This is a genomic window from Kytococcus sp. HMSC28H12 (genome assembly GCF_001816045.1).
Taxonomy (GTDB): Bacteria; Actinomycetota; Actinomycetes; order Actinomycetales; family Dermatophilaceae; genus Kytococcus; species Kytococcus schroeteri.
In genome coordinates this window covers 1-23,446 of record NZ_KV824276.1, presented here as the reverse complement: position 1 = coordinate 23,446, position 23,446 = coordinate 1, and the positions used below count along the sequence as shown (strand labels likewise).

The window sequence follows — 23,446 nt, the reverse complement described above, 5'->3', positions numbered from 1 at the left end:
CGCCACCCTCCGCGGCCGCGCGCCCGCCCGTGCGGTGCGCCTCGACCTGCGCAGCGCCGTGCTCCTGGCCGTCGTGGCCGTGATGGGCCTGCTCGCGTTCACCTGGCCGCTGCTGGTGCGCCCGGAGTCCACACTGGCCGGCACCACGCAGGCACCGCTGGTGTTCGCGCTGCTGCTGCCGGTGGTCATCGCGGTGGCGCTCAGCCAGCTCACCGGCGAGGGCATGGACGTCAAGGCCCTGGCGGTGCTCGGTGTGCTCTCGGCGCTGGGCGCGGTGCTGCGCCCCCTCGGGGCGGGTGTGGCCGGGCTGGAGGGCGTGCTCTTCCTCGTGGTGCTCGGTGGCCGCGTGTTCGGGCCGGGGTTCGGCTTCGTGCTGGGCACCACCACGCTGTTCTCGTCGGCGCTGCTCACCGCGGGGGTGGGGCCGTGGCTGCCCTTCCAGATGCTGGCAGCGGGCTTCGTGGGCCTGGGCGCCGGCCTGCTGCCGGGCCTCCGCGGCCGGGCGGAGATGGCGCTCCTGGCCGGGTACGCGGTGGTGTCCTCGTTCGCCTACGGCGCGCTCATGGACCTGTCCTTCTGGCCCTTCACCCTGGGCAACGAGACGGCCCTGTCCTACTCCCCCGGCGCCTCGGTGGGCGAGAACCTGCACCGCTTCTGGCTCTACAACCTCGCCACCGCGATGGGGTGGAACGTCGGCCGGGCGCTCACCAACGCGCTCCTGGTGCTCGTGGCCGGCCCGGCCGTGCTGGCGGTCCTGCGCCGCGCCGCCCGCCGGGCCCGGTTCACCTGAGCCCGGCGAGTCGCCCCCTCAGCCCGCCTGCTGACGCACCACCGGGGTGAGCGCCCCGGCGAGGTCCTCGTTGATGCGGGCGCGCAGGTGCGTGCCCTCCTCCAGATGGCGCTCGGCCAGCACCTCGCCCTCGGCGTGCACGCGGGCCACCAGGTCACCCCGGTCGTAGGGCACCACCAGGTCCACCTCGATGGAGGGGTGCGGCAGCTCGGCCTCCACCAGCGCGCGCAGCTCCTCGATGCCCTGTCCGGTCCGCGCGGACACGGCGATGGACCGCTTCTCCGCCCGCAGCAGGCGGGTCAGCACGTCGGGGTCGGCGACATCGGCCTTGTTGACCACGATGACCTCGTTCACGGACTCGGCGCCGTGCTCGTCCATCACCTCGGCCAGCACCTCGCGCACCGCGGAGATCTGGCTCTCGGGGTCCGGGTGGGAGCCGTCCACCACGTGCAGCACGAGGTCGGCGTCGGCCACCTCCTCCAGCGTGGAGCGGAAGGCCTCCACCAGCTGGTGCGGCAGCGAGCGCACGAACCCGACCGTGTCCGCGAGGGTGAACACGCGGCCGTCCGCGGTCTGGGTGCGGCGCACGGTGGGGTCCAGGGTGGCGAACAGCTGGTTCTCCACCAGCACCCCGGCGCGCGTCAACCGGTTGAGCAGCGACGACTTACCGGCGTTGGTGTACCCGGCGATGACCACCGAGGGCACGTGGTGGTCGCGGCGACTGGAGCGCTTGGTGTCGCGCACCGTCTTCATCTGCGCGATCTGCTTGCGCAGCTTGGCCATCTGGCTGTTGATGCGGCGGCGGTCCAGCTCGATCTTGGTCTCACCGGGGCCGCGCGAGCCGATGCCCTCACCGCCGGCCACGCGTCCACCGGCCTGGCGTGACATCGACTCACCCCAACCACGCAGGCGGGGCAGCAGGTACTGCAGCTGGGCGAGCTCCACCTGGGCGCGGCCCTCCCTGCTCTTGGCGTGCTGGGCGAAGATGTCGAGGATCAGCGCCGTGCGGTCGATGACCTTGACCTTCACCACGTCCTCCAGGGCGCGGCGCTGGCTGGGGGCCAGCTCGTCGTCGGCGATGACGGTGTCGGCGCCCTCGGCGGCCACGATGTCGGCCAGCTCGGCGGCCTTGCCCGAGCCCATCCACGTGGCGGGGTCGGGCTTCTGCCGGCGCTGGATGACGCCGGTGAGCACGGTGGACCCGGCCGTCTCGGCCAGGGCGGCCAACTCGGCCAGGGAGTTCTCGGCATCGGCGGTGGTGCCGTCGGTCTGCACGTGGGCCAGCACGACGCGCTCCAGGCGCACCCGGCGGTACTCGACCTCGCTGACGTCCTCGAGCTCGGTGCTCAGGGAGTCCACACGGCGCAGCGCGCGGCGCTCCTCGCGGTCGAACTGGTCGCCGTCGCGGTCGACGTCGTGCACCCAGCCGCCCTCGGTCTCGTCGGCCAGCGCGGCCGCACGCTCGATGGCGGGGGTCTGTCGGGGGTGGGTCATGGTCTCCTTTGGTGGTGCGTGGCTCCAGCCTCTCAGGAGGACAACGCCGTCGGCCACCGATTTCTGCCCACGTCAGCGCGCGCCGCCGATCCTGCCGCGCGTCATCGCACGAGCCCGGCCCACTGCTCCATCGTCGCGTGGTCGCGCTTCAGCTGCTGTGCCAGGTCCTTGCCCACCCAGCGCCAGTGCCACGCCTCGTAGCGGTACCCGGTCTCCTTCTCCCGACCCTTCGGGTAGCGCAGCACCCAGCCGTGCTCGGCCGCGTGCTCCAGCAGCCACCGTCCCCGGGCGTTGTCCCCCACCGGCTTCGGGTACTTCGGCATGTCCGCGATGTCGATGGCCAGCCCCATCTGGTGCTCGCTGCGCCCCGGGGCGGCGGTGTAGACCATCACGTGGTCGGGGTCCTGCGCCTCGTAGTGCTCCCAGACCGCCTCCTGCTCGGAGTAGGATCGGTAGGCGGCGTTGATCCGCAGGTCGATGCCGTCGGCCGCGGCAGCCGCCCGCAGCTCGCCCCACGCGGCGGCCGCCTCGGGCGCGAGCCGCATCGGCGTGCCCTCCTTCGCCGCCCCCTCCACGGCCACGAGCTCGGCGGGCTCCCAGTCCTCGGGCAGCGCGTTGGCCCGATTGACGATCGTGTGGGGCCCCACCTCGGTGACCTCGCGCGGCGTGATGCTGTCCGGGTGCAGGTAGTGGCCGGTGAACACCGCACCGCCCTCACCGGGCGTCGGGTTGGGCGCGGCGTCCTGGGCCGGCGTGACGGGGGCACTGGCGTCGTCGCTCGCCGGGCTGGACGACGGGGCACCGGAGGGGGGCGAGGGCGTCCCGGAGCCCGGGGCGGACGGCGTCACGGACGGCTCGGAGGTCCCCGCCGGACTGTCGACCACCGTCTCGCTCCCGGACGGCGACCCGGCACCGGACCCGGTGCCCCCTCCGCACCCGGCGAGCACCAGCCCCGCCACCAGCACGCCCGTCCCCCAGGCACCCCGTCGCATCCCCCTCTGCACAGTCATGCCGGCCACCCTACGGCGGGGCCGCGGAATGGCCGGCACGACGTGACGGGCGACCGGGCTCAGCCGGCGAGGCCGCCGAGCAGGTCCTGCGCCCGGCCGAAGGTCGACCCGGCGTCCACACCGGTGTCGACGATGGGCCCGCCCTCGGGCTGCAGGGTGCGCGTGTAGAGCACCGCTCCCTGGGCGTCGCGCAGCGAGACGGTGAACTGCCCCGCCTCGTCGATGGCGACGTGCCCGAAGAACTGATTGCCCACACGCGGCGACTCGTTGGGCTCCCCGGCGTGCTTCTGGAAGTCCACCCGCGGGCCGAAGGTGCCGTCCAGGTCGTTGGGCCCGAAGGTGCCGGCGTTCACCGGGCCGGCCACGAACTCCCAGAACGGCGCGAAGTCGGTGAAGGACGCCCGCGCCGGGTCGTAGTGGTGCGCGGCGCAGTAGTGCACGTCGGCGGTCAGCCACACCACGTTCTTGATGTCGTGGCGCGCGATGGCCTGCAGCACCTGGGCGATCTCCTGCTCGCGACCCAGCGGGCGCCCCGCGTCGGCGTTGCCCACGCCCTCCTGGGCGGTGTCGCCGTCGGGCACCACGAGGCCCAGCGGCAGGTCGTTGGCGATCACCTTCCATGTGGCCGTCGAGCGGCGCAGCTCGCGGATGAGCCAGGCCACCTGCTGCTGCCCGAGGATCGGGGTGGCACGGGCCTCGGTGTTGGCGGTGTTGTCGCCCTTCCACGTGCGCATGTCCAGGCTGAACACGTCCAGGTGACGACCGCGGTGGATGGTGCGGTGGATGCGGCCCCCGCCCTCGGGGGTCCACGGGCGGCGGCCGTGGCCGTCGGCGAGCGGCTGGTACTCGAAGAACGCACGACGGGCGAACCCGGCCAGCACGTCCACCCGGCGCTCGCGGTCGTACTTCGGGTCGTCCAGCACCTCGCCGGGGTACCAGTTGTTGGTGGTCTCGTGGTCGTCCCACTGGGCGATCACCGGCACGTGGGCGTACAGCTCGCGCACGTTGTGGTCCATGAGGTTGTAGCGGTGGCGGCCGCGGTACTGGCGCAGGTCCTGGGCCACCTCGGTCACCTCGTCGATGACGAGATTGCGCCACACCTGCCCGTCGGGCTCCACGACGGTGTCCTCGATGGGGCCGTCGGCGTAGATCGTGTCGCCGGAGTGCAGGAAGAAGTCCGGCTTCGTGGCCGCCATGGCGGCGTAGGTGCGCATGCCGCCCAGCTCGGGGTTGATGCCCCAGCCCTGGCCGGCGGTGTCACCCGTCCACACGAACGAGGTGGCGCCCGAGGCGGTGTCGGCGGTGGTGAACGTGCCGGTGGCGCGCTGGCCCTCGCGGCCGTCGGCGTCCTCGAAGCTGACCGCCACCTCGTGGTGGGTGCCGGGGCGCAGACCGTGCAGGGCCAGCTTGGCGGTGCAGTCGCGGCGCGGGTCGGTCCACGGGCCGCGCAGACGGCGGGTGCGACCGCGCTCGTCGGTGAGGGTCACGAGCATCCGCCCGGGCACGCTGGAGCGCGACCAGACGATGCCGGCGTCGTGGGTGACATCGCCCAGCTGCAGGCCGGAGGTGATCTCCGGACGGGCGACCACGAGGCCGGAGGCGGCCGGAGCGGCGAGTGCGGCACCGGCGGTACCGGCCAGGGCGCCGCCGAGGACGGCACGGCGGGTGGGGCGGGACGGGGAGGACATCTGCGAGGTGGGGGGCTGCATGGGGCCACCTTGGGCCGCCTAGGTGAGCGGCCGGTGAGGCAAGGACGGCCACCCGGTGAGCACCGGGTGGCCGTCAGGTGTCCTGCTCGGGAGGTCGATCAGCAGACGTACTTGCGGATGCCGACCGTCAGGTCACCGAGGAAGATGCGCTGGTCGCCGTCCAGACGGTTTGCGGTGTTGACCCGCAGGGAGTTCCAGTAGGTGACGGTGAAGGTCTGCACCGGCACGGCGAAGTTCACCAGAACCGAGGAGGCGTCGTCCTTCGGCGAGACGTCCGCGTAGCGGGTCTGGGTCCACGGGTCGATGGGGGTGCCGGTGCCGCGCAGGCTGGCGCCACGGGTGGTGGTGAAGGCCGCCGGGGACGACAGCTCCACCTTGTCCACGAAGTCATCCGCCTTCGCGTCGATGTCGCGGATGCGGAAGGACAGGGAGCACAGCGGCTCCGAGAAGGTGAAGGTTGTGGCCGACCGGTCGTTGCGCGACCCCGTCGAGGCGTTGACCCCGGTGCCGTTGTCGGGCTGCTGGTGGATCTGCAGGCCGTTGCCGGTGCTGGTCGACACGACGCCCGGGTCGTGATCGCCGTTGGTGATGGTGAGGTTCTCGTTGAAACTCTGCCTCGACCACTGGGGCTCGGTGCTCCCGCGGACGCCAGTGCGCATGATACCCGACATCGTCTGGACGACGTTGGCGCTCAGGGTGGTGGCGCCGCTGACGGTGCTGCCGGTGAGGGGCAGCGTGTAGACGCCGGTGGTGTTGGAGGTGCGCACCCAGTTGGCGCGCAGGTCCCAGTCGATGACCTGGGTGACGCACCTGACCGTGGTGCACGACGCCGCGACGGCGGGGACAGCCGTCGACAGGGCGACGGCCGGGGCGGACCATGCGGCCCCCTGGACAAGGGTGCGGCGGGAGGTTGCCGTGTGTGTTCGGTTGGACATGTGAAGTCTCCTGGCGTGGGACGCGCCGCACGACGTGACGGCGGCTGACTGCGGATCCGGATGGTTGGTGCCCGGTGGCATCGCCTGTTCTACCAGTGATGAAATGGCCACACCAAGTGTTGTTGAACGCTCTTTAACCGCTCGAGCCTCAGACGGAGGCTCCCCCCTTCGCCGGGCCTCATGCCAACGCCTCTCGTGAGGCGGAGGCCACCGACTAGCCTCCACCCATGTCTCCCGCCGCACCCGACCACTACTTCTCCGCCGCCCCCGCATCGGCCGACGAGCGCCGTGAGATCGAGGTGGAGCTGGCCGGTCGCACCCACCGGCTCGTGACCGCCGGTGGGGTCTTCTCCCCCGACCACCTGGACCACGCCACCGCGCTGCTCCTGGAGTCGTCGCCGGTCCGGGAGGTGCTCGCCCCCGCGGTGGTCGACGGCGCACCGGTGCTCCTCGACATCGGCTGCGGGTGGGGGCCGGTGGCGCTCTCCCTGGCCCTGCAGTGCCCCGGTGCGGCGGTGTGGGCGGTCGAGGTCAACGAGCGCGCGGCCGACCTGGCCCGGGAGAACGCGCGACGCCTCGGGGTGCTGGCCGACGCGCCCGGCGGCCCGGGTGTCACCGTGTGCCTGCCGCAGGAGGTGCCCGTCGACGTGCGCCTCGACGGGATCTGGTCCAACCCGCCCATCCGCGTGGGCAAGGAGGCCCTCCACCAGATCCTGGCCACGTGGCTGCCCCGCCTGCGGCCCGAGGGGGTGGCGCGCCTCGTGGTGGGCAAGAACTTGGGCGCGCCGTCGCTGCAGCGGTGGGTCGCCACGCTCGACGCCGCGACCCTGTCCAGCCTCACGCCTTCAGTCGATGACGTTCAGGTCACCGCCTTCACATGCGAACGCGTCGCCCGCTACAAGGCCTTCTGGGTGCTCGAGGCCCGTCCCACCTGACGGCCCCGGCCCACCTGAGGCCCGCGGCCCTCAGCCGAGCCGCTTCTCCCAGATCCCCTCGATGCTGACCGGCCGGTAGCCGAGCGTGGTGTTGATGGCCAGCATGGGCCCGTTCTCCCCGGCATTCCACGTGTGGATGCGCTGCACCTGCGGCCACTCGGCCACGGCCCGGCGCAGCGCCGCGGTCTTCACGAGCGTCCCCAGCCGGTGGCCGCGGTGCTCGGCGGCCACGAGGGTGTCCTCCTGGTAGGCCGCCGTGGGCCGACGGCGCGGCGTCTGCAGGTAGCTGTAGGCCACCGCCTGCCCCGATGTGGTGTGCCGCGCCATCGCGAACACCGTCCGCGCGCCCGACTCCTCCCGGCGGGTGTCGTTGGCCTCCACCCGCTCGGGCGTCCACACCTCCTCCTCGCGCCCGGCGTCGCCCTGGGGCACGTCGGTGCTCATGCGGCGGTAGAGGTCGCACATGCCCTCGACGTGCTCCTCCGGGGTGCGCCCGCTCCAGGTGACCACCTCGTACCCCTGCGCCAGCGGCCACGCCGCGGCCTCGAGGGCGTCCACCCGCGCCATGCCCTCGGCCGGGTCCAGCTGCGAGTGGGTCTCGGTCTGCAGCAGGCACCACCCGTGGGCGAGCGCGAAGGCGGCCGGGCCCTCGCGGCGGTCCAGCACGCCGAACCCGGTGGGCGCCTCCAGGGCGTCCGGCGAACCCGGCTCCGCCGAGCGCGCGTGGCCGGTGTAGGTGTCGAGCACGCTGCGCCCCTCGGCGCGGGCGACCTCCTCGGCCACGCGGTGCAGGGCGGTGCCGATGCCCTGGCGGCGGTGGCCGGGGTGCACCTCGAGCACCACGTGCGCCCGGTCGGTGTTCTCCTGGCGCCCCAGGGAGACCAGCACCGAACCCAGCACCGTGCTCTCTCCCGTCTCACCGCGGCCGGGCAGCACGGGCAGGCCGAGCCCACCCACGACCGCGCCCTGCGGGACGCGGTCGACGGCCAGGACCATCCGCCGCCGGTGGGCGACGGTCTCCTGCAGGTTGCGCAGCACGCCCTCGGCGTCGTTACCGGTCATGTCGTCGTGGCCCAGCAGCTCCTGCCCGAGCAGGGCGTCGAGTTCCACCACCTGCTCGGTGAGGCGGGAGGGCGCGGCGTCCGAGGGGGTCACGTCGAGCTCGGCCAGGGCGAAGGTCTGCGTCATGTGCCCAGCCCAGCAGGGGCGCCGCGAACCCGCCACCGAATTTGCGGCACCCTCCTCGGCGCCCGCCTCCTCAGCCGGCGGCGCGCACCACGGCGAGCGCCTGCTCCACCAGGTCGTCGGCGTCGTGCTCCAGCCACACGATGCGCGGGTCCGGCCGGTACCAGGCGCGCTGCCGGCGGGCCAGGCGCCGCGTGCCCTGCTGGGTGTCCGCGATCGCCTCGTGCTGCGTCATCTCCCCGTCGAGCTGGGCGAGGGCCTGGGAGTAGCCGATGGCGCGCCGTGCCGTGCGCCCCGGCCCGGTCCGCAGGCCCGCCGCGTCGAGCGCCCGCACCTCCTCGAGCAGCCCGGCGGCCCACATCCGCTCCACCCGCGCGTCGATGCGGGGGTGCAGCACCGCGTCGTCGGCCCGCAGCCCGATGAGCACCGTGGGCACGAGGAACTCGCGCGTGGGCATGGTGGAGCTGAACGGCCGCCCGGTGAGCTCGATGACCTCCAGCGCCCGCACCACCCGGCGCCCGTTGCGCGGCTCGATGCCGGCGGCGGCCGGGGCGTCCAGGCGTTGCAGCTCGGCGTACAGCACCTCCACCCCCTCGGCCTCCAGGCGCTCCTCCAGCGCGGCGCGCACGGCCGGGTCGGTGGGCGGGATCTCCAGCCGGTCCAGCAGCGCCCGCACGTACAGGCCGGTGCCACCCACCACCACCGGCACGTGCCCCCGCTGCCGGATGCCGGCCATGTCCTGCCGCCCGGCGGACTGGAACCGGGCCACCGTGGCCTCCTGGGTCACGTCGAGCACGTCCAGCTGGTGGTGCGGCACCCCGCGCCGCTCGGCCACCGACAGCTTCGCGGTGCCGATGTCCATGCCCCGGTAGAGCTGCGAGGCGTCGCTGTTGACCACCTCCCCGCCCAGGCGCTCGGCGAGCGCCAGCCCGAGGTCGGACTTGCCGGTGGCGGTCTGCCCCACCACGGCCACCACCGGCACCGGCCCGGCCAGGGGGTGGTCGGCGGACGTCTGGCCGGTCGGCCTCGGACCGGGGGCGGGCGGCGGGGTGCTGTGCGACATCGGGCCCATCCTCCCGCACCTACGCTGGGGCCATGAGCACCCAGGCCATCGAGTTCCACGTCGTGGCGGACTCCACCGGCGACACCGCGGCCCGCGTGGCCCGTGCGACGGCCGCCCAGTTCCCGGACATCGACACCCACATCGTGCGCCACCCCCGCATCACCACCGAGTCCACGCTGCGCTCGGTCATGGCGCGCATCGCCGAGGACGGGGCGCCGGTGGTCGTGTACTCCACCATCGTCGACTCCTCCCTGCACGACCTGGTGCACGAGCTGGCCCAGCAGCTGCGTCTGGAGCACGTGGACCTGCTGGGCCCCGCCCTGGGGGCCGTGGAGCGCGTGGCCCACCGGCAGGCCGAGCACAAGGTGCGCCCGGTGGGCATCGGGGCGGACTACTTCACCCGCATCGCGGCGATGGAGTACGCGGTCGCCAACGACGACGGCAATCCCGACCAGCGCCTCGACCAGGCCGACGTGGTGCTCATCGGTGTCTCCCGCTCGGGCAAGACGCCGCTGTCGATGTACCTGGGCTACCTGGGCTACAAGACCGCGAACATCCCGCTGGTGCGTGGCATCGAGCCCCCGCAGCGCCTCTTCTCGGTGCCGCGCTGGAAGGTCGTGGGCCTCACCATCGACCCCACGCGCCTGCAGGACATCCGCACCCGGCGCGTGGAGACCCTCGGTGGCCGGCAGGGCAAGGACGGGTACGCCGATCTGGCCAAGATCTACGACGAGCTCGACCACGCCGAGGAGGTCTTCCGCAAGGTCGGCTGCCCCACCATCGACACCACCCAGCTGGCCCTGGAGGAATCCGCGGGCCGTGTCATCGAGTTGGTGGAGGACCGCCGCGCTACCCTTTCCGGGATGTAGGCCCGTCCGGGGCCCATCACCACTGCTCCACAACCACGTGACCTGGAGGATCCGCATGACCGGCGGTGCCACGAAGTACACCTATGACCTCTCCGAGGGCGACATCTCGATGAAGCCCCTCCTGGGCGGCAAGGGAGCCAACCTCTCGGAGATGATCAAGCTCGGCGTCCCCGTCCCGGACGGCTTCACGGTCACCACCACGGCCTGCATCGACACCATGAACAACGGCGGCGAGTGGCCGGCCGACCTGTGGGGTCAGGTGGAGGACTCGTTGGCCCGTTTCGAGGAGCGCACCGGCCGCCGCCTGGGCGACGCCGAGAAGCCGCTGCTGGTCTCCGTGCGCTCCGGCGCGGTCATCTCCATGCCGGGCATGATGGACACCATCCTCAACCTCGGCGTGAGCGACTCCACCGTGGGCTCGCTGGCCGCCGAGTTCGGCGACCGCTTCGCCTGGGACACCTACCGCCGCTTCATCCAGATGTACGGCGACGTGGTGGAGGGCGTGCCGCACCACGTGTACGAGGACGCCCTGCGCGCCCTCAAGGCCGAGCGCGGTGTGGAGAACGACACCGACCTGACCGCCGAGGACCTCAAGGGCCTGGTGGAGACCTACAAGCAGGTCTCGCGCGACCAGATGGGCGAGGAGTTCCCCACCGACCCCAAGGAGCAGCTGAAGCGCGCCGTCAACGCCGTCTTCTCCTCCTGGGACACCCCGCGCGCCGGCGTGTACCGCAAGGCCAACGGCATCCCGGACGACCTGGGCACCGCCGTGAACGTCATGCAGATGGTGTTCGGCAACCGCGGCGAGACCTCCGCCACCGGCGTGTGCTTCACCCGCAACCCCTCCACCGGCGCCCAGGAGCTCTACGGCGAGTTCCTCGTCAACGCCCAGGGCGAGGACGTGGTGGCCGGCATCCGCACCCCCAAGCCGCTGGCCGAGATGGAGGCCGTGCTGCCGCAGGCCTACGCCGAGCTCATGGAGACGATGAACCGTCTCGAGGAGCACCACGGCGACATGCAGGACATCGAGTTCACCGTCGAGGACGGCAAGCTCTACCTGCTGCAGACCCGCAACGGCAAGCGCACCGCCCCGGCCGCCTTCAAGATCGCCGTCGACATGGTGAACGAGGGCAAGCTCGACAAGGCCGGCGCCCTGAAGCGCATCGAGCCGATGCAGCTCGACCAGCTGCTGCACCCGGCCATCAACCCCGACCACGGCCAGACCCCGGTCACCAAGGGCCTCAACGCCTCCCCCGGCGCCGCCGTGGGCGAGGTCGTGTTCGACGCCGAGACCGCCGCCACCCGCGGCAAGGCCGGCGAGGACGTGGTGCTGGTGCGCTGGGAGACCACCCCGGACGACATCGCCGGCGTGATCGTGGCCCAGGGCGTGCTCACCGCCCACGGCGGCATGACCTCCCACGCGGCCGTGGTGGCCCGTGGCATGGGCAAGCCCTGCGTGGCCGGTGCCTCGAAGATCAAGATCGACGCCGAGGCCAAGACCCTCACCATCGGTGAGACGGTGCTGCGCGAGGGCGACATGATCACCCTGGACGGCTCGACCGGTGAGGTCTACGCCTCCGCCCTGGAGCTCGTGCCGCCGCAGCTGAACGACGACTTCCAGACCATCGTGGGCTGGGCCGACGAGATCCGCCGCATGGACGTGCGCGCCAACGCCGACAACGGCGCCGACGCCGCCAAGGCCCGGGAGTTCGGCGCGCAGGGCATCGGCCTGTGCCGCACCGAGCACATGTTCATGGAGGCCGACCGCCTGCCGGCCGTGCGCAAGATGATCCTCGCCGACTCCGACGAGGCCCGCCCCCAGGCGCTGGCCGAGATCCTGCCGCTGCAGCAGGAGGACTTCGAGGCGATCTTCGACGCGATGGCCGGCCTGCCGGTGACCGTGCGCCTGCTCGACCCGCCGATGCACGAGTTCCTGCCCAACCTCGTGGACCAGGCCCTGCTGGTGCAGCGCCTGGAGCTCGAGGGCAGGGGCGAGGACGACGCCGAGCTGGCCGAGGCCCGCACCCTGCTGGCGCAGGTCAAGAAGCTCACCGAGCAGAACCCGATGCTGGGTACCCGCGGTGTGCGCCTGGCGCTGCTCTACCCGGAGATCCCCGCCATGCAGACCCGCGCCATCGTGCGTGCGGCCCTGGCCTCCAAGAAGCGCGGCAACGACCCGCACGTGGAGATCATGGTGCCGCTGGTGGGCTTCGCCGAGGAGCTCAAGCGCATGCGCGAGGTCATCGAGGCCACCGTGGCCGAGGAGCTGCAGGCCGCTGGCGAGTCGATGGACTTCCCCGTCGGCACGATGATCGAGCTGCCCCGCGCCGCGGTGACCGCCGACCAGATCGCCGAGCACGCCGACTTCTTCTCCTTCGGCACCAACGACCTCACCCAGACCGGTGTGGGCATCTCCCGCGACGACGCCGAGGGCGCCTTCCTGGCCCACTACATCGACGAGGACGTCGTGCCGGGCAACCCCTTCGGCTCCATCGACGTCGACGGCGTCGGCGGCCTGGTGAAGCTGGGTGTCGAGGGTGGTCGCTCCACCAAGTCCGACCTCAAGCTCGGCGTCTGCGGCGAGCACGGTGGTGACCCGGCCTCCATCGCGCTCTTCGAGGAGCTCGGCCTCAACTACGTGTCCTGCTCCCCCTACCGCGTGCCGATCGCCCGCTTCGCGGCGGCCCGCGCGGTGCTGGACGCCCAGGGCAAGTGACGTCCCCGGGCTGACCGCCCGGTGACACGGAGAAGGGGCCCCGCCACCGGCGGGGCCCCTTCGTCGAGCGGGTCCTCCTAGATGTACTGACCGGGGACGTTGATCAACCGTGAGAAGGGTGGCTGGTTCCCGCAGGCGCTGTGGGGGCGATGTTCGTTGTAGTGGTGGAGCCAGCCGGCGAGTGCGTCGCGGCGTTCCTGCTCGCTGCGGTAGCAACGGGCGTAGGCCCATCCATCGGCCATCGTGCGGTGGAACCGCTCGACCTTCCCGTTGGTCTGAGGACGATACGGCCTGGTGCGCTTGTGCTTGATCCCCAGCTCAGCGCAGGTGTCGCGCCACAGGTGTGACCGGTAGGCGCCTCCGTTGTCCGACAGGACGCGCTCGATGGTGACGCCGCGGTCGGCGAACCAGTCGACGGCCCGGTGCAGGACTCCGGCGGCGGTGATGGCGGTTTCGTCGTCGTGGACCTCGGTGTACGCGACGCGGGAGTGGTCGTCGATGACGGTGTGTACGAACGCGTACCCGAGCTTGGGGCTGTGCCACTTGTTCTTCGGCTTGTCCGGTGTCGCGGCGCGGTTCTTCCTGCCCTGGCGGCGGCCGACGTATCGCCAGCCGCCCCGTCGGGGATGTTCCCGACCTTCTTCACGTCCACGTGCACCAGCGAACCCGGGTGCGGGTGCTCGTAGCGACGCACGGGCTCGCCCGTGGCGCGGTCGACGTACGACAACCGGTTCAGGCGCGCCACCGTGAGGATGCGGTGGACCGTCGAGGGAGCGATCCCCAGCCGCGCGGCGAGCTGGATTGGCCCTTCGCGCAGTCGCATTCGCAGACTGACGCACCGCTTCGCCACCACCTTGCTCGTCTTCTTCGGTGAGGACTTCGGTCGCGACGAGCGGTCGTTCATGGACTCGCCGGCAAGGTAGCGGTCGACCCAGCGCTTCACCGTCGGCCAGGACACCTGGAACCGGGCAGCAACCTCGCTGATCGGCCAGCCCTCGTCTACGACAAGTTGGGCGACCTTGAGGCGATGGCGCGGAGTCAGGGCAGCATTTGAATGGAGGCTCATCGTCGCGCGCGCATTCTCATTCGGGCGACTTGCAGTGCGGCCGCCAACGCCGCGACACCAGCGGCTGCCAGGCTCAACCCCGACGCAGAGATGTTGCGTGCAACGAGCATTGCACCCGCAGCCGCTCCGACCGCCGATCCGAGGTAGTTGGCCGACGCATTCGCGGCGACTGCCGTGGCTCCGTCACCCGGGTTGGCTCCAAGCAGGACGTGCTGCTGGGGCGTGAGCGAGGCCCACCCGCACAGGCCCCAAAAGAACAGGCTGGCCAGGAGCATGGCGGGGATCTGACTCAAGGCCACGCCTGCCAGAGCGCAGGCCAACACGCTGAGCAGGACCAGACTGATCCTCAGCGGCTTGCCCTTGTCGACCACACGCCCGATGCCCAGCGCGCCGACGGCACCACCCAGGCCCCAGACCCAGATCGCAGCCGTCTGATGCCGGGCCAAGGAGGACTCGGCGAGGACGACAGTCAAGTAGGTGTAGAGGCCCAATGAGGCGATCCCGGTCAGCAGAGTGACGACAACGGTGAGGAGGTTGTCCGGTCTGGCTACCGCGCGGATCCGCTGCCACGCGCTCGATGCTGGGATCTGCGGAAGCTCACCGCCGCGCAACATGACCCCCGCGAGGGCCGCGGTTCCGGTGGCGACGACCAGCGCGATCGCCGCCCGCCAGCCCCATCGCTCGGCGAGGAGTAGTCCGACGGGCACACCAAAGACCGTTCCCACGGCCAGCCCTGCTAGCACCAGCGCCAGCGCCCGCCCGCGTTGCTCCCCACCAACCAAGGCGGCGGCAACCGCCGATGACAACGGTGAATACACGCCGGCTGCAGCGCCGGCCACGGCTCTGGCCATGAGAAAGGTCACCACGCCAGGGGCTGCCATCGTAGCGAGGTTCGCCGCGGTGAAGAGCGCCAGGGCCACGACCAGGCTGCGACGAGACCGACGTCCTGCCCGACCGGCGAGAACTGGTCCGGTGATGGCATAGGAGCCTGTGAACGCTGCGACGCCCAAGCCCACGACGGCCTCGGTTGACCCCAAGGAAGCCGCTATCGCTGGCAGCAGCCCAGCGATGACGTAAGCGTCCAGGCCAAGCGCGACGCTACCCATCACGAACGGCCACAGTCGCCCGATCACGATGCCTGCTTCGGATCGTCGACGTTGTCGATGACCGCGCCCAAGACCCCGGGGAACAGTGCATCGAGGTCGTCACGCCGCAAGCGGATCAGGCAGGCCCGTCCTTCCCCTCGGGTCCATGTCACACCAGCCTCACGCAACATGCGCGTGTGGTACGTCAGCGTCGAGCGCGGCAGATCGTCGGCCAGATCGAGGCTGTCGTGTTCCATACCGTCGGACAGACGCCGGACCATCTCCAAACGAGTCGAGTCACTCAAGGCGGCGAGGACCCGGGCCAGTGACAGATCGGCGGCATCGGGGTGGACGTACCTACGGGGCGTCAACGGGACCTCCAAGGATCGTGCAGTGATACCTGCACGATAACCATGCGGGAATCACTGCACAATCTCGACCGTCGAGTGTGCCTCGATCAACGTCTCCGGTCAGTACACCTAGAGCCGTCCCTGGCGCCGCCAGGTGCGGGCCACGAGGCCCAGCGCGAAGAGGTCGAGGACGCCCACCAGGGCCAGGAACGGGCCCAGCGGGGCGGAGCCCGTGGCCCAGAGCACCACGCCGGCCAGCAGGAGCAGCACCGCCCCACCGGCCGACAGCGTCAGCACCTGCGCGGGCCTCATCGCAGGCCGCCCACGGTGAGCAGCCAGCCCGTGGTCTGGTCGTAGGGGTCGCTCAGGGCCCCGGCCACGTAGAGCGGGGCGAGGTCCGGCACGAGCACCGCGTACCCCTGCTCGGCCAGCGCCCGGCCCAGGTAGGCCATGCCCAGGTCGTAGCGCATCGGCTCGAACCCGGCGGGGCAGGGCCAACGCGAGAGGTCGTCGGTACAGGCGGGGGCGCGCAGGTGGCCGAAGACCAGCAGTGGCGCCTTGCCCCGGGCGTGGGCGGGCCGGTACAGCTGGCCCCGCACCGGCGCGCGGAACTCCCCGGGGTTCCTCGGGCCACCCAGGTCGATGTCGCCGAGGTCCACGGCGCGGACCTCCACCCCGCCGCTGCGCTTCACCGAGAGGGGCTCGGGGGTGCGGTTGCGCAGGGAGTGCGGGCCGTCCCCCTGGTCGGGGTACTCCGCCGCCCGGTCGGTGCCCTTGGCGGCGGCGTCCAGGGCCATCGAGTCGTTGCCCGCGCTCCCCGGCGTGGACGAACTGGTGGCGGCACCGGACGGGGCGGTGGCCGCGGGTGCGGCACCGGCGGGCACCGCCATCGGGGCGAGGCAGAGGGCGGCCACGACGGCCACGGGGAGTCGACGCATGGGCTCTCCTGGGGTCGGCAGGGGCGGTTCCCCTGGACGCCCGGAGGCTACCGCCGGGCGGGCGTGCGACCCGGCCCGACGGGCGGTGCTCAGTCCACTCGGCAGGGGGCCTGCGTCACGTCCGGGGCCGGCGGCCGGCCGATGCCGGGCATCCCCAGGCCGACCGCCGGCTTCTTGGCGGGCATGCCCTGGGCCCGCTCCCACGCGTCGCCGCCGGCGGTGCGGCGCACGGAGAAGGTGCCGCCCTGCACCGCTGAGTCGGCGATGAGGTTGTGCGGGGCGCCGTAGGTGACCTCCACGGTGACCATGTCGCCGGGGCGGGGGCGGTCGGCCTCGGGGAGGTCTGCCGGCAGCGCGAAGTGCACCAGGCGGTTGTCGTCCGCACGGCCGGACATGCGCTGGGTCTCGGCGTCCTTGCGGCCCTCGCCGGGGGCCACCAGCACCTCGACGGTGCGCCCCTCCTGGGCGCGGTTCTCCTCCCAGGAGATGCGTTCCTGCAGCTCGATGAGGCGGTCGAAGCGGTCCTGCACGACATCCTTGGGCACCTGGTTCTCCATCGTGGCCGCGGGCGTGCCCTCGCGGATGGAGTACTGGAAGGTGAAGGCGCTGGAGAAGCGGCTGGCCTCCACCACGCGCAGGGTCTCGGCGAAGTCCTCCTCGGTCTCGCCGGGGAAGCCCACGATGAGGTCGGTGGTGATGGCCGCGTGCGGGATCTGCTCGCGGACGCGCTCCAGGATGCCCAGGAACTTCTTGCCCCGGTAGCTGCGCCGCATGTCCTTGAGCACCTTGTCCGAGCCGGACTGCAGCGGCATGTGCAGGCTCGGCATGACGTTGGGCGTCTCGGCCATGGCGTCGATGACGTCGTCGGTGAAGGCGGCGGGGTGCGGGGAGGTGAAGCGGACACGCTCCAGGCCCTCGATCTCGCCGCAGGCGCGCAGCAGCTTGCTGAAGGCCTGACGGTCGCCGAACTCCACGCCGTAGGTGTTGACGTTCTGCCCCAGCAGGGTCACCTCCACGACGCCCTGGTCCACCAGCGCCTGCACCTCGGCCAGGACGTCGCCGGGGCGGCGGTCCTTCTCCTTGCCGCGCAGGCTGGGCACGATGCAGAAGGTGCACGTGTTGTTGCAGCCCACGCTGATGGACACCCAGCCGGAGTACGCGCTGTCGCGGCGGGTCGGCAGGGTGGACGGGAAGGTCTCGAGCGACTCCAGGATCTCCACCTGGGCCTCGCGGTTGTGGCGGGCGCGCTCCAGCAGCACCGGCAGGGAGCCGATGTTGTGGGTGCCGAAGACCACGTCGACCCACGGCGCCTTCTTCACGATGGTGTCGCGGTCCATCTGCGCCAGGCAGCCGCCGACGGCGATCTGCAGGTCCGGGTTGCGCAGCTTGGCCTGCCGCAGCTGGCCGAGGTTTCCGTAGAGCTTGTTGGCGGCGTTCTCTCGCACCGCGCAGGTGTTGAACACCACCACGTCGGCGGTCTCCGGGCGCTCGGCGGCGTCCAGTGCCGCCAGGTCGGTGTAGCCAGCCCCCTCGAGCAGGCCCGAGAGGCGCTCGGAGTCGTGCACGTTCATCTGGCACCCGTGGGTGCGGACGTCGTAGGTCTTGCCGGTGGTGGAGGTGCTCATCGTGGGGCGGATTCTACGCGCCGCGGGTGACTCCCCCGCCGGCCGCGAGGGGCCCGGTGCCACGATGGGGGCATGAGCGACGTCATCAAGATCAACGCCATCACCGTGCCCGCCGACTCCGGCGACGAGCTCGCCCACCGCTTCGCGCAGCGCGCGGGCGCCGTGGACGGCCAGCCGGGCTTCAAGGGCTTCGAGCTGCTGCGCCCCACCGACGGCCGCAACGTCTGGCTGGTAGTGACCCGCTGGGCCGACGAGGCCTCGTTCGAGGCGTGGACCTCCGGCCGGGACTTCCAGAAGGCCCACGGCGGGCAGGGCCGTCCCGAGGGCTCCGAGGCCGCGTCCGGCGCGCACGGTGAGGGTGGCGAGCAGCCCCGCCAGAAGCCGGTGGGCATGAGCGCCGAGCTGTGGTCCTACGACGTGGCCGGCGGCAGCACCGGTGGTGGTGCCGGCGAGGCCTGAGCCGACCACCCATCGGGCGTGACGACGCCCACATCTCAGCCGGGTCGCTGGGCGGGATCTGGTCCGGGTCGGTCCTCGACGCCCCCTCGGGTCCCGGTGGGTACGGTGCTGTGACCCCCCCCAGGAGGATCCATGTCGCGCCCCACCCGCGCCGTTGCCGTCCTGACCGCGGCTGTCACCCTGACCACCCTCTCCGGCGGGCCGAGCCAGAGCCGCCCGCTGGCAGAGGCCACCTCCACCGCACCGACCCTGCCGGCCTCCCCGTGCGCGGACGGGGACGTCCCCCTCACGCCCGAGGAGGCCTTCCTCGCACGCCCCGAGGCGGCAGCCCTCGTGGCCGGCGGCGGCTTCGGGGACCAGGTGGCCTCGTTCCAGCGCGCCCTGTGCGCGGCTCCGGACGCCGAGGCGGCAGAGCAGGTGGTGCAGGAGCACGGCGCCGCCCTGTGGGAGCTCGCCGTCGACCGGGCCCAGGGCCGGGTCGACACCGGTGGGTGGTTGAGCGCCGGGGACGACCGCCCGCTCTACTGGGCGCGCTTGGCGATGGTGGCCAGCATCCGGCAGCACGCCGGCAGCGCCCACCTGTCGGCGGCGCAGCGGCAGGACCTCGTCGACCGCCTCGACCGCGTGTCCCGCGGGCAGGAGGACGTCCACTTCCCCAAGGGCCGCGGCGTGAAGCGCGTGCTCGTCACGGGCTTCGACCCGTTCACCCTGGACGAGGACGTCCGCCAGGCCAACCCGTCGGGCGCCGCGGCCCTCGCGCTCGACGGGTTGACCGTCGCCGGACCGGACGGGCCGGTGCGCATCGAGGCCGCGATGCTCCCGGTGCGGTGGCGGGACTTCGACCACGGGATGGTCGAGGACACGCTGCTGCCGCACTTCACCACCGGCCGCGACGGGATCGACGCGTTCACCACCGTGAGCCAGGGGCGACCGGGCCAGTTCGACCTCGAGGTGACGAACGGGGCCTGGCGTGCCGGGTTCCACGACAACGAGTTCGTGTGCCACCGGGGCCAGGTCCCGGCCCCGCAGTCCCCGACGGTGACGCCCCAGCCCCAGTGGACCCGGTCCACGCTGCCCATGGACGCCCTCACCGCCCGACCCAGCGGGCCCTTCCCCGTGGTGCGCAACACCGAGGTCACGGAGGTTCCCGGCGACACGCCCCCCGAACCGGTGACCACGACCTGCCCGGCCCCGAAGTCCCCCGGGACGGTCCGGCCCGACGGCCCCACCGAGGGGTCGCAGGCACGGGCTGGCGGGGGTGGCAACTACCTCTCCAACGAGGTGGCCTACCGGGCGACGCTGCTGCGGGACGCCGTGGGCCTGGACGTGCCCGGCGGGCACGTCCACACGCCGGTGCTGGAGGGCCTGCCGGAGGACAGGACGCAGCTCACCTCGTCGCAGTTCGAGGCCAACCGGGAGGCGATCACGGCCCAGGTGCGGGAGCTGGTCGTGCGCACGGCGCGGTCCACGCGCTGAGGGCCCGCGGGGTCAGTCGCGCTGGTGCTCGGGGTCCTGGTCGAGCGCCTCGCGGATGACCGAGTACGCGACCTCCCCGGAGTAGCCCTTGCGGGCGAGCATGCCCGCGAGCCGACGGGTCTTCACCTGCCGGTCGAGGCCGCTCATGGTGCGCAACTTCTTGGCCACGAGCTGCTCGGCCCGGGCCCGCTCACCATCGGGTGTCACCTCGTCGGCGAGGGCCTGCTGGGCGACCTCCTCGTCGATCCCCTTGCGCCGCAGCTCGTGCGCCAGCCCGCGGCGGGCCAGTCCGCGACCCTGCTGCTGGGAGCGCACGAGCATGTGGGCGTACGCCTCGTCGTCCACCAGTCCGACGGCCTCCATCCGGTCGAGGACCACGCGGGCCACCTCGGGGTCGCACCCCCGCTGGGCCAGCTTGTCCTCGAGCTGCCGACGGCTCCTCGGGGCGGCGGTGAGCTGCCGCAGGACGATGGCGCGCGCCACCTCGTGGGGGTCGGCCTCGGCGTCCTGCTGCGCGGGGTCCTCGGGGGGCGGCGGTGGCGCCGACGGCCGGGACGGGGCGGACGACGGCGGGGAGGTGGGCGCGCCGACCCCGAGACCGTCCACCTCCCCGGCCGCGATGCGACGCAGCTCCTCCATGTCCGGTGCACGGGCCGGACCCCGACGCGGGGTCGACGCGTCGGGGCCCGGGGTCAGGGGGCCGTCACCCACGGGAACCGGGTCCCACGGGTGCGGTGGTGCGCTCGGTGCGCTGCGGTGCGGTCACGGTCAGAAGGTGACCTCGACCTCGTCGGGCTGGCCCGCGGCCAGGGCGGCCGCCTCGGCGTCCACGTCCTCGGTCACCGCGTTCGGGTCCACCCCGATGCCGAGCTTGGCCTTGATCTTGCGGTCCAGCTCCTCGGTGAGATCCGGGTTGTCACGCAGGAACTGCCGGGCGTTCTCCTTGCCCTGCCCCAGCTGGTCGCCGTCGTAGGTGTACCAGGCACCCGACTTGCGGATGAAGCCGTGCTCCACGCCCATGTCGATGATGCCGCCCTCCCGGGAGATGCCCTGCCCGTAGAGGATGTCGAACTCGGCCTGCTTGAACGGCGGCGAGACCTTGTTCTTGACGATCTTGGCGCGGGTGCGGTTGCCGACCGGCTCGGTACCGTCCTTGAGCGTCTCGATGCGGCGCACGTCGATGCGCACCGAAGCGTAGAACTTCAGCGCCTTACCACCGGTGGTGGTCTCCGGGGAGCCGAACATCACGCCGATCTTCTCGCGCAGCTGGTTGATGAAGATGGCCGTGGTGCCGGTGCTGCTCAGGGCACCGGTGATCTTGCGCAGCGCCTGGCTCATGAGGCGGGCCTGCAGACCCACGTGGGAGTCACCCATCTCGCCCTCGATCTCGGCGCGGGGCACCAGGGCCGCCACGGAGTCGATGACGATGATGTCCAGCGCACCGGAGCGGATCAGCATGTCCGCGATCTCCAGCGCCTGCTCACCGGTGTCGGGCTGCGACACGAGCAGGTTGTCGACGTCCACACCCAGCTTCCGGGCGTACTCCGGGTCCAGCGCGTGCTCGGCGTCGATGAACGCCGCGATGCCGCCGGCCTTCTGCGCGTTGGCCACGGCGTGCAGGGCCACGGTCGTCTTACCGGAGGACTCCGGGCCGTAGATCTCGATGACACGCCCGCGGGGCAGGCCGCCCAGGCCGAGCGCGACGTCGAGGGCGATGGACCCCGTCGGGATGGTGGCGATGGGCGGACGCGTGTCGTCACCCAGGCGCATCACGGCGCCCTTGCCGTGCTGCTTCTCGATCTGCGCCATCACGGCGTCGAGGGACCGCGCGCGCTCCGCGGTCGGGTCGGTGTTGGTCTTCTTGCCGGCCATGCTCACCACTTCCTTGTCACATCGTGTCGGGCGCGCCCACCTTCGACGCATGCCTCCCGCGAGACGGCCCGGTTGATCCCCGGGCGGTCGTTCACGGGTCTGCGTCAGACGCTAGGAGCGCCCACCGACAACCTCCCCCGAGCGCGCCACGGACTGTGGACGAGCTGACGGGCCGAGGCGCACGGCGAGCGTTCCTGCGCACAGACTACAGAACACCTGTTCGCCCGTCGACCGACGACTGTTCGGCGTGTCGCGCCCCTGCCCCGTGACACGACGCACCCGTCCGCCCGGCCTCAGTCGACCCGCCCGGCGGGAGGCCCCGGGTCCGGCCCCCACTGCCGCTCGGCTGGCACGTCGAAGTCCACGCACAGCGATTGCCACACCTGCCGCGGCGGCACGCCGGCGGCCAGGGCCTCCTCGACCGTGCGCTCCCCCGCCACCTCCGAGAGCACGTGGTTGCGACGGATGTGGCCGGCCATCATGGCCCCGAACTCCGCGGCCATGAGCTCGTCCAGCTGGCTGTTGCGCATGGCGTCAGTCTCACAGGCCCCTCGCGCATCCCCTTCCTCCCCCCGCGTGCCCCGACGAACTGTGCTTGGGTCGAAGGGAACTGGAACACCGGCAGATCGCCACCGCCCCGATCCGATGCAAGGAGTGAGACCGTGCGTACCACCCGGTCCATCGCCCTGACCCTGGCACTGGCCGCCGCCCCGCTGACCGCCGTGGCGCCGGCCCACGCCCAGAACACCCCGAGCAACGAGGCCCCGGCCTCGGGCACCGTGACCACCCAGGCGGAGCCGAGCAACGGCAAGTCCTCCTCGGGCACCATGACCACCCAGGCCGAGGAGACCACCTCCGCCTCGGAGGAGAAGGACGAGGACAAGGGCTTCCCGTGGGGCCTGCTGGGCCTGCTGGGCCTCCTGGGCCTCGCCGGCCTGCTGGGCATGGGTGGCAGGAAGCGCGAGGAGACCGAGGTGCGTCACACGACCACCACCCGCACCGACGTCACCTCCCGCACCGACGGCCTCACCCAGCGTGCGGACGACCGCTTCGGTGACGGCGACGGCCGCCTGGACCGCGACGACCTGCCGGGCACCGGCCGTCGCTGACGCGACGTACGCCCCGTCGTGAGGGCCCGCAGCCACCCGGCTGCGGGCCTTCACGTACGTCCCCGCGCGAGGTCGTCGGTGCGCGGTGGCAGGCTGACCCCCGATGACGGCCGACGTGCTCTCCCGGTTCTCCCCCGCCACCCGTGCGTGGTTCGAGGCGAGCTTCGCCGCGCCCACCGCCGCCCAGGCCGGCGCGTGGGACGCCATCAGCCGGGGCGAGCACACCGTGGTGGTGGCCCCCACCGGGTCGGGCAAGACGCTCTCGGCCTTCCTGTGGTCGCTCGACCAGTTCGTCCCGCGCCCGGACCACGAGGTCCCCACCGCGCCGTGCAGCGTGGTCTACGTCTCCCCGCTCAAGGCACTGGCGGTCGACGTGGAGCGCAATCTGGCCGCGCCCCTGGCCGGCATCGGGCACGCCGCGGTGCGCTTGGGCACCGAGCCCCCGCGGGTGGGGGTCTCACTGCGCTCCGGCGACACGTCCCCCGCGGACCGGCGCCGTTTCGCCAGCCACGGTGCGGACGTGCTCATCACCACCCCGGAGTCGCTCTACCTGCTGCTTACCTCGAAGGCCCGCGAGCAGCTCTCCGGGGTGACCACCGTGGTGCTCGACGAGGTGCACGCGATGGCGGGCACCAAGCGCGGGGCGCACCTGGCCCTCACCCTGGAGCGGCTCGACGCCCTCCTCGAGCGGCCGGCCCAGCGCATCGGGCTCTCGGCCACGGTGCGGCCGGTGGACGAGGTGGGGCGCTGGCTGGCCGGG

General features: G+C 72.3%; 22 protein-coding genes and 1 pseudogene. 8 read left to right on the top strand and 15 right to left on the bottom strand.

The features are described from left to right. Positions 1 to 790: ECF transporter S component (locus HMPREF3099_RS01085; protein ID WP_237769686.1), on the top strand; the 790-nt coding region annotated here is incomplete at its 5' end. 18 nt (positions 791 to 808) lie between these two features. Here the strand turns inward: HMPREF3099_RS01085 and hflX are convergent. The 4 genes from hflX to HMPREF3099_RS01065 form a co-directional block, all read right to left on the bottom strand. Continuing rightward, a complete protein-coding gene (hflX, locus tag HMPREF3099_RS01080) occupies positions 809 to 2,284 on the bottom strand; it encodes a GTPase HflX (RefSeq protein ID WP_070703358.1) in 1,476 nt (491 codons plus the stop codon). A 101-nt stretch (positions 2,285 to 2,385) separates the two neighbouring features. Further along, complete coding sequence (locus tag HMPREF3099_RS01075; RefSeq protein ID WP_083323377.1) at positions 2,386 to 3,294, bottom strand: M15 family metallopeptidase; 909 nt, start codon at positions 3,292 to 3,294, stop codon at positions 2,386 to 2,388. 59 nt (positions 3,295 to 3,353) lie between these two features. Beyond that, positions 3,354 to 5,003 carry an alkaline phosphatase D family protein gene (locus HMPREF3099_RS01070; protein ID WP_070703356.1) on the bottom strand — a complete coding sequence of 550 codons (1,650 nt, stop codon included), beginning with the start codon at positions 5,001 to 5,003 and terminating at the stop codon, positions 3,354 to 3,356. A gap of 98 nt (positions 5,004 to 5,101) precedes the next feature. Further along, positions 5,102 to 5,938: a hypothetical protein gene (locus tag HMPREF3099_RS01065; protein WP_070703355.1), complete on the bottom strand. Its 837-nt coding sequence runs from the start codon at positions 5,936 to 5,938 to the stop codon at positions 5,102 to 5,104. A gap of 227 nt (positions 5,939 to 6,165) precedes the next feature. Here HMPREF3099_RS01065 and HMPREF3099_RS01060 point away from each other — a divergent pair, with 227 nt between their 5' ends. Further along, entirely contained in the window at positions 6,166 to 6,873 is a 708-nt protein-coding gene (locus HMPREF3099_RS01060; protein ID WP_070703354.1) for a class I SAM-dependent methyltransferase, read from the top strand. Positions 6,874 to 6,903: 30 nt separating this feature from the next. Here HMPREF3099_RS01060 and HMPREF3099_RS01055 read toward each other — a convergent pair whose 3' ends face one another. Continuing rightward, positions 6,904 to 8,061, bottom strand: coding sequence for a GNAT family N-acetyltransferase (locus HMPREF3099_RS01055; protein WP_083323374.1), 1,158 nt, complete (start codon positions 8,059 to 8,061; stop codon positions 6,904 to 6,906). Between the two features lie 70 nt (positions 8,062 to 8,131). Beyond that, positions 8,132 to 9,121 carry a tRNA (adenosine(37)-N6)-dimethylallyltransferase MiaA gene (gene miaA / locus HMPREF3099_RS01050; protein ID WP_083323373.1) on the bottom strand — a complete coding sequence of 330 codons (990 nt, stop codon included), beginning with the start codon at positions 9,119 to 9,121 and terminating at the stop codon, positions 8,132 to 8,134. Between the two features lie 32 nt (positions 9,122 to 9,153). On the opposite strand from miaA, the gene HMPREF3099_RS01045 reads away from it, so the two are divergent. Together HMPREF3099_RS01045 and ppdK are read left to right on the top strand one after the other, a co-directional pair. Beyond that, complete coding sequence (locus HMPREF3099_RS01045) at positions 9,154 to 9,990, top strand: pyruvate, water dikinase regulatory protein (RefSeq protein ID WP_070703353.1); 837 nt, start codon at positions 9,154 to 9,156, stop codon at positions 9,988 to 9,990. A gap of 55 nt (positions 9,991 to 10,045) precedes the next feature. Next, positions 10,046 to 12,706: a pyruvate, phosphate dikinase gene (gene ppdK / locus HMPREF3099_RS01040; RefSeq protein ID WP_070703352.1), complete on the top strand. Its 2,661-nt coding sequence runs from the start codon at positions 10,046 to 10,048 to the stop codon at positions 12,704 to 12,706. A gap of 77 nt (positions 12,707 to 12,783) precedes the next feature. On the opposite strand, the pseudogene HMPREF3099_RS11845 reads toward ppdK, so the two are convergent. The 6 genes and pseudogenes from HMPREF3099_RS11845 to miaB all read right to left on the bottom strand — a co-directional run bounded on the left by HMPREF3099_RS11845 (position 12,784) and on the right by miaB (position 17,770). Beyond that, positions 12,784 to 13,772, bottom strand: a pseudogene (locus HMPREF3099_RS11845) (IS481 family transposase). Then, positions 13,769 to 14,905 (bottom strand): MFS transporter, encoded by a 1,137-nt coding sequence (locus tag HMPREF3099_RS01030; RefSeq protein WP_070703350.1) that lies wholly within the window; start codon positions 14,903 to 14,905, stop codon positions 13,769 to 13,771. Before HMPREF3099_RS01030 ends, HMPREF3099_RS11845 begins: the two are co-directional and overlap by 4 nt. Continuing rightward, entirely contained in the window at positions 14,902 to 15,228 is a 327-nt protein-coding gene (locus HMPREF3099_RS01025) for an ArsR/SmtB family transcription factor (protein ID WP_070703349.1), read from the bottom strand. The genes HMPREF3099_RS01030 and HMPREF3099_RS01025 overlap by 4 nt, the downstream gene beginning before the upstream one ends. Positions 15,229 to 15,336: 108 nt before the next feature. Beyond that, a complete protein-coding gene (locus HMPREF3099_RS12210) occupies positions 15,337 to 15,519 on the bottom strand; it encodes a hypothetical protein (protein WP_141494787.1) in 183 nt (60 codons plus the stop codon). Further along, the gene (locus HMPREF3099_RS01020) at positions 15,516 to 16,145 is read right to left on the bottom strand and encodes a hypothetical protein (RefSeq protein ID WP_070703348.1); all 630 of its coding nucleotides are present in this window, start codon (positions 16,143 to 16,145) and stop codon (positions 15,516 to 15,518) included. The genes HMPREF3099_RS12210 and HMPREF3099_RS01020 overlap by 4 nt, the downstream gene beginning before the upstream one ends. An 89-nt stretch (positions 16,146 to 16,234) precedes the next feature. Then, positions 16,235 to 17,770 carry a tRNA (N6-isopentenyl adenosine(37)-C2)-methylthiotransferase MiaB gene (gene miaB / locus HMPREF3099_RS01015; RefSeq protein ID WP_070703347.1) on the bottom strand — a complete coding sequence of 512 codons (1,536 nt, stop codon included), beginning with the start codon at positions 17,768 to 17,770 and terminating at the stop codon, positions 16,235 to 16,237. A 72-nt stretch (positions 17,771 to 17,842) separates the two neighbouring features. Here miaB and HMPREF3099_RS01010 point away from each other — a divergent pair, with 72 nt between their 5' ends. Both HMPREF3099_RS01010 and HMPREF3099_RS01005 read left to right on the top strand, forming a co-directional pair. Next, positions 17,843 to 18,229 carry an antibiotic biosynthesis monooxygenase family protein gene (locus HMPREF3099_RS01010; RefSeq protein ID WP_070703346.1) on the top strand — a complete coding sequence of 129 codons (387 nt, stop codon included), beginning with the start codon at positions 17,843 to 17,845 and terminating at the stop codon, positions 18,227 to 18,229. Positions 18,230 to 18,361: 132 nt separating this feature from the next. After that, positions 18,362 to 19,705, top strand: coding sequence for a pyroglutamyl peptidase (locus HMPREF3099_RS01005; RefSeq protein ID WP_083323372.1), 1,344 nt, complete (start codon positions 18,362 to 18,364; stop codon positions 19,703 to 19,705). 12 nt (positions 19,706 to 19,717) lie between these two features. Here the strand turns inward: HMPREF3099_RS01005 and HMPREF3099_RS01000 are convergent, their stop codons facing one another. The 3 genes from HMPREF3099_RS01000 to HMPREF3099_RS00990 all read right to left on the bottom strand — a co-directional run bounded on the left by HMPREF3099_RS01000 (position 19,718) and on the right by HMPREF3099_RS00990 (position 22,107). Further along, positions 19,718 to 20,344, bottom strand: a complete 627-nt coding sequence (locus HMPREF3099_RS01000; RefSeq protein ID WP_083323371.1) for a regulatory protein RecX — start codon at positions 20,342 to 20,344, stop codon at positions 19,718 to 19,720. A 129-nt stretch (positions 20,345 to 20,473) separates the two neighbouring features. Then, entirely contained in the window at positions 20,474 to 21,577 is a 1,104-nt protein-coding gene (recA, locus tag HMPREF3099_RS00995) for a recombinase RecA (RefSeq protein WP_070703360.1), read from the bottom strand. 293 nt (positions 21,578 to 21,870) lie between these two features. Continuing rightward, on the bottom strand, positions 21,871 to 22,107 hold the full coding sequence (locus HMPREF3099_RS00990) for a DUF3046 domain-containing protein (RefSeq protein ID WP_070703345.1): 237 nt from the start codon (positions 22,105 to 22,107) through the stop codon (positions 21,871 to 21,873). Between the two features lie 132 nt (positions 22,108 to 22,239). On the opposite strand from HMPREF3099_RS00990, the gene HMPREF3099_RS00985 reads away from it, so the two are divergent. Both HMPREF3099_RS00985 and HMPREF3099_RS00980 read left to right on the top strand, forming a co-directional pair. Then, the gene (locus tag HMPREF3099_RS00985; RefSeq protein WP_070703344.1) at positions 22,240 to 22,686 is read left to right on the top strand and encodes a WGxxGxxG family protein; all 447 of its coding nucleotides are present in this window, start codon (positions 22,240 to 22,242) and stop codon (positions 22,684 to 22,686) included. Positions 22,687 to 22,789: 103 nt separating this feature from the next. Further along, on the top strand, positions 22,790 to 23,446 hold a 657-nt coding region (locus tag HMPREF3099_RS00980), incomplete at its 3' end, for a DEAD/DEAH box helicase (RefSeq protein WP_141761915.1).

Bases quoted from the DNA above. Each gene is read 5' to 3' on its own strand.
- hflX (WP_070703358.1), bottom strand. From the start codon at position 2,284: ATGACCCACCCCCGACAGACCCCCGCCATCGAGCGTGCGGCCGCGCTG.
- HMPREF3099_RS01075 (WP_083323377.1), bottom strand. From the start codon at position 3,294: ATGACTGTGCAGAGGGGGATGCGACGGGGTGCCTGGGGGACGGGCGTG.
- HMPREF3099_RS01070 (WP_070703356.1), bottom strand. From the start codon at position 5,003: ATGCAGCCCCCCACCTCGCAGATGTCCTCCCCGTCCCGCCCCACCCGC.
- HMPREF3099_RS01065 (WP_070703355.1), bottom strand. From the start codon at position 5,938: ATGTCCAACCGAACACACACGGCAACCTCCCGCCGCACCCTTGTCCAG.
- HMPREF3099_RS01060 (WP_070703354.1), top strand. From the start codon at position 6,166: ATGTCTCCCGCCGCACCCGACCACTACTTCTCCGCCGCCCCCGCATCG.
- HMPREF3099_RS01055 (WP_083323374.1), bottom strand. From the start codon at position 8,061: ATGACGCAGACCTTCGCCCTGGCCGAGCTCGACGTGACCCCCTCGGAC.
- miaA (WP_083323373.1), bottom strand. From the start codon at position 9,121: ATGTCGCACAGCACCCCGCCGCCCGCCCCCGGTCCGAGGCCGACCGGC.
- HMPREF3099_RS01045 (WP_070703353.1), top strand. From the start codon at position 9,154: ATGAGCACCCAGGCCATCGAGTTCCACGTCGTGGCGGACTCCACCGGC.
- ppdK (WP_070703352.1), top strand. From the start codon at position 10,046: ATGACCGGCGGTGCCACGAAGTACACCTATGACCTCTCCGAGGGCGAC.
- HMPREF3099_RS12210 (WP_141494787.1), bottom strand. From the start codon at position 15,519: ATGAGGCCCGCGCAGGTGCTGACGCTGTCGGCCGGTGGGGCGGTGCTG.
- HMPREF3099_RS01020 (WP_070703348.1), bottom strand. From the start codon at position 16,145: ATGCGTCGACTCCCCGTGGCCGTCGTGGCCGCCCTCTGCCTCGCCCCG.
- miaB (WP_070703347.1), bottom strand. From the start codon at position 17,770: ATGAGCACCTCCACCACCGGCAAGACCTACGACGTCCGCACCCACGGG.
- HMPREF3099_RS01010 (WP_070703346.1), top strand. From the start codon at position 17,843: ATGAGCGACGTCATCAAGATCAACGCCATCACCGTGCCCGCCGACTCC.
- HMPREF3099_RS01005 (WP_083323372.1), top strand. From the start codon at position 18,362: ATGTCGCGCCCCACCCGCGCCGTTGCCGTCCTGACCGCGGCTGTCACC.
- HMPREF3099_RS01000 (WP_083323371.1), bottom strand. From the start codon at position 20,344: ATGGAGGAGCTGCGTCGCATCGCGGCCGGGGAGGTGGACGGTCTCGGG.
- recA (WP_070703360.1), bottom strand. From the start codon at position 21,577: ATGGCCGGCAAGAAGACCAACACCGACCCGACCGCGGAGCGCGCGCGG.
- HMPREF3099_RS00990 (WP_070703345.1), bottom strand. From the start codon at position 22,107: ATGCGCAACAGCCAGCTGGACGAGCTCATGGCCGCGGAGTTCGGGGCC.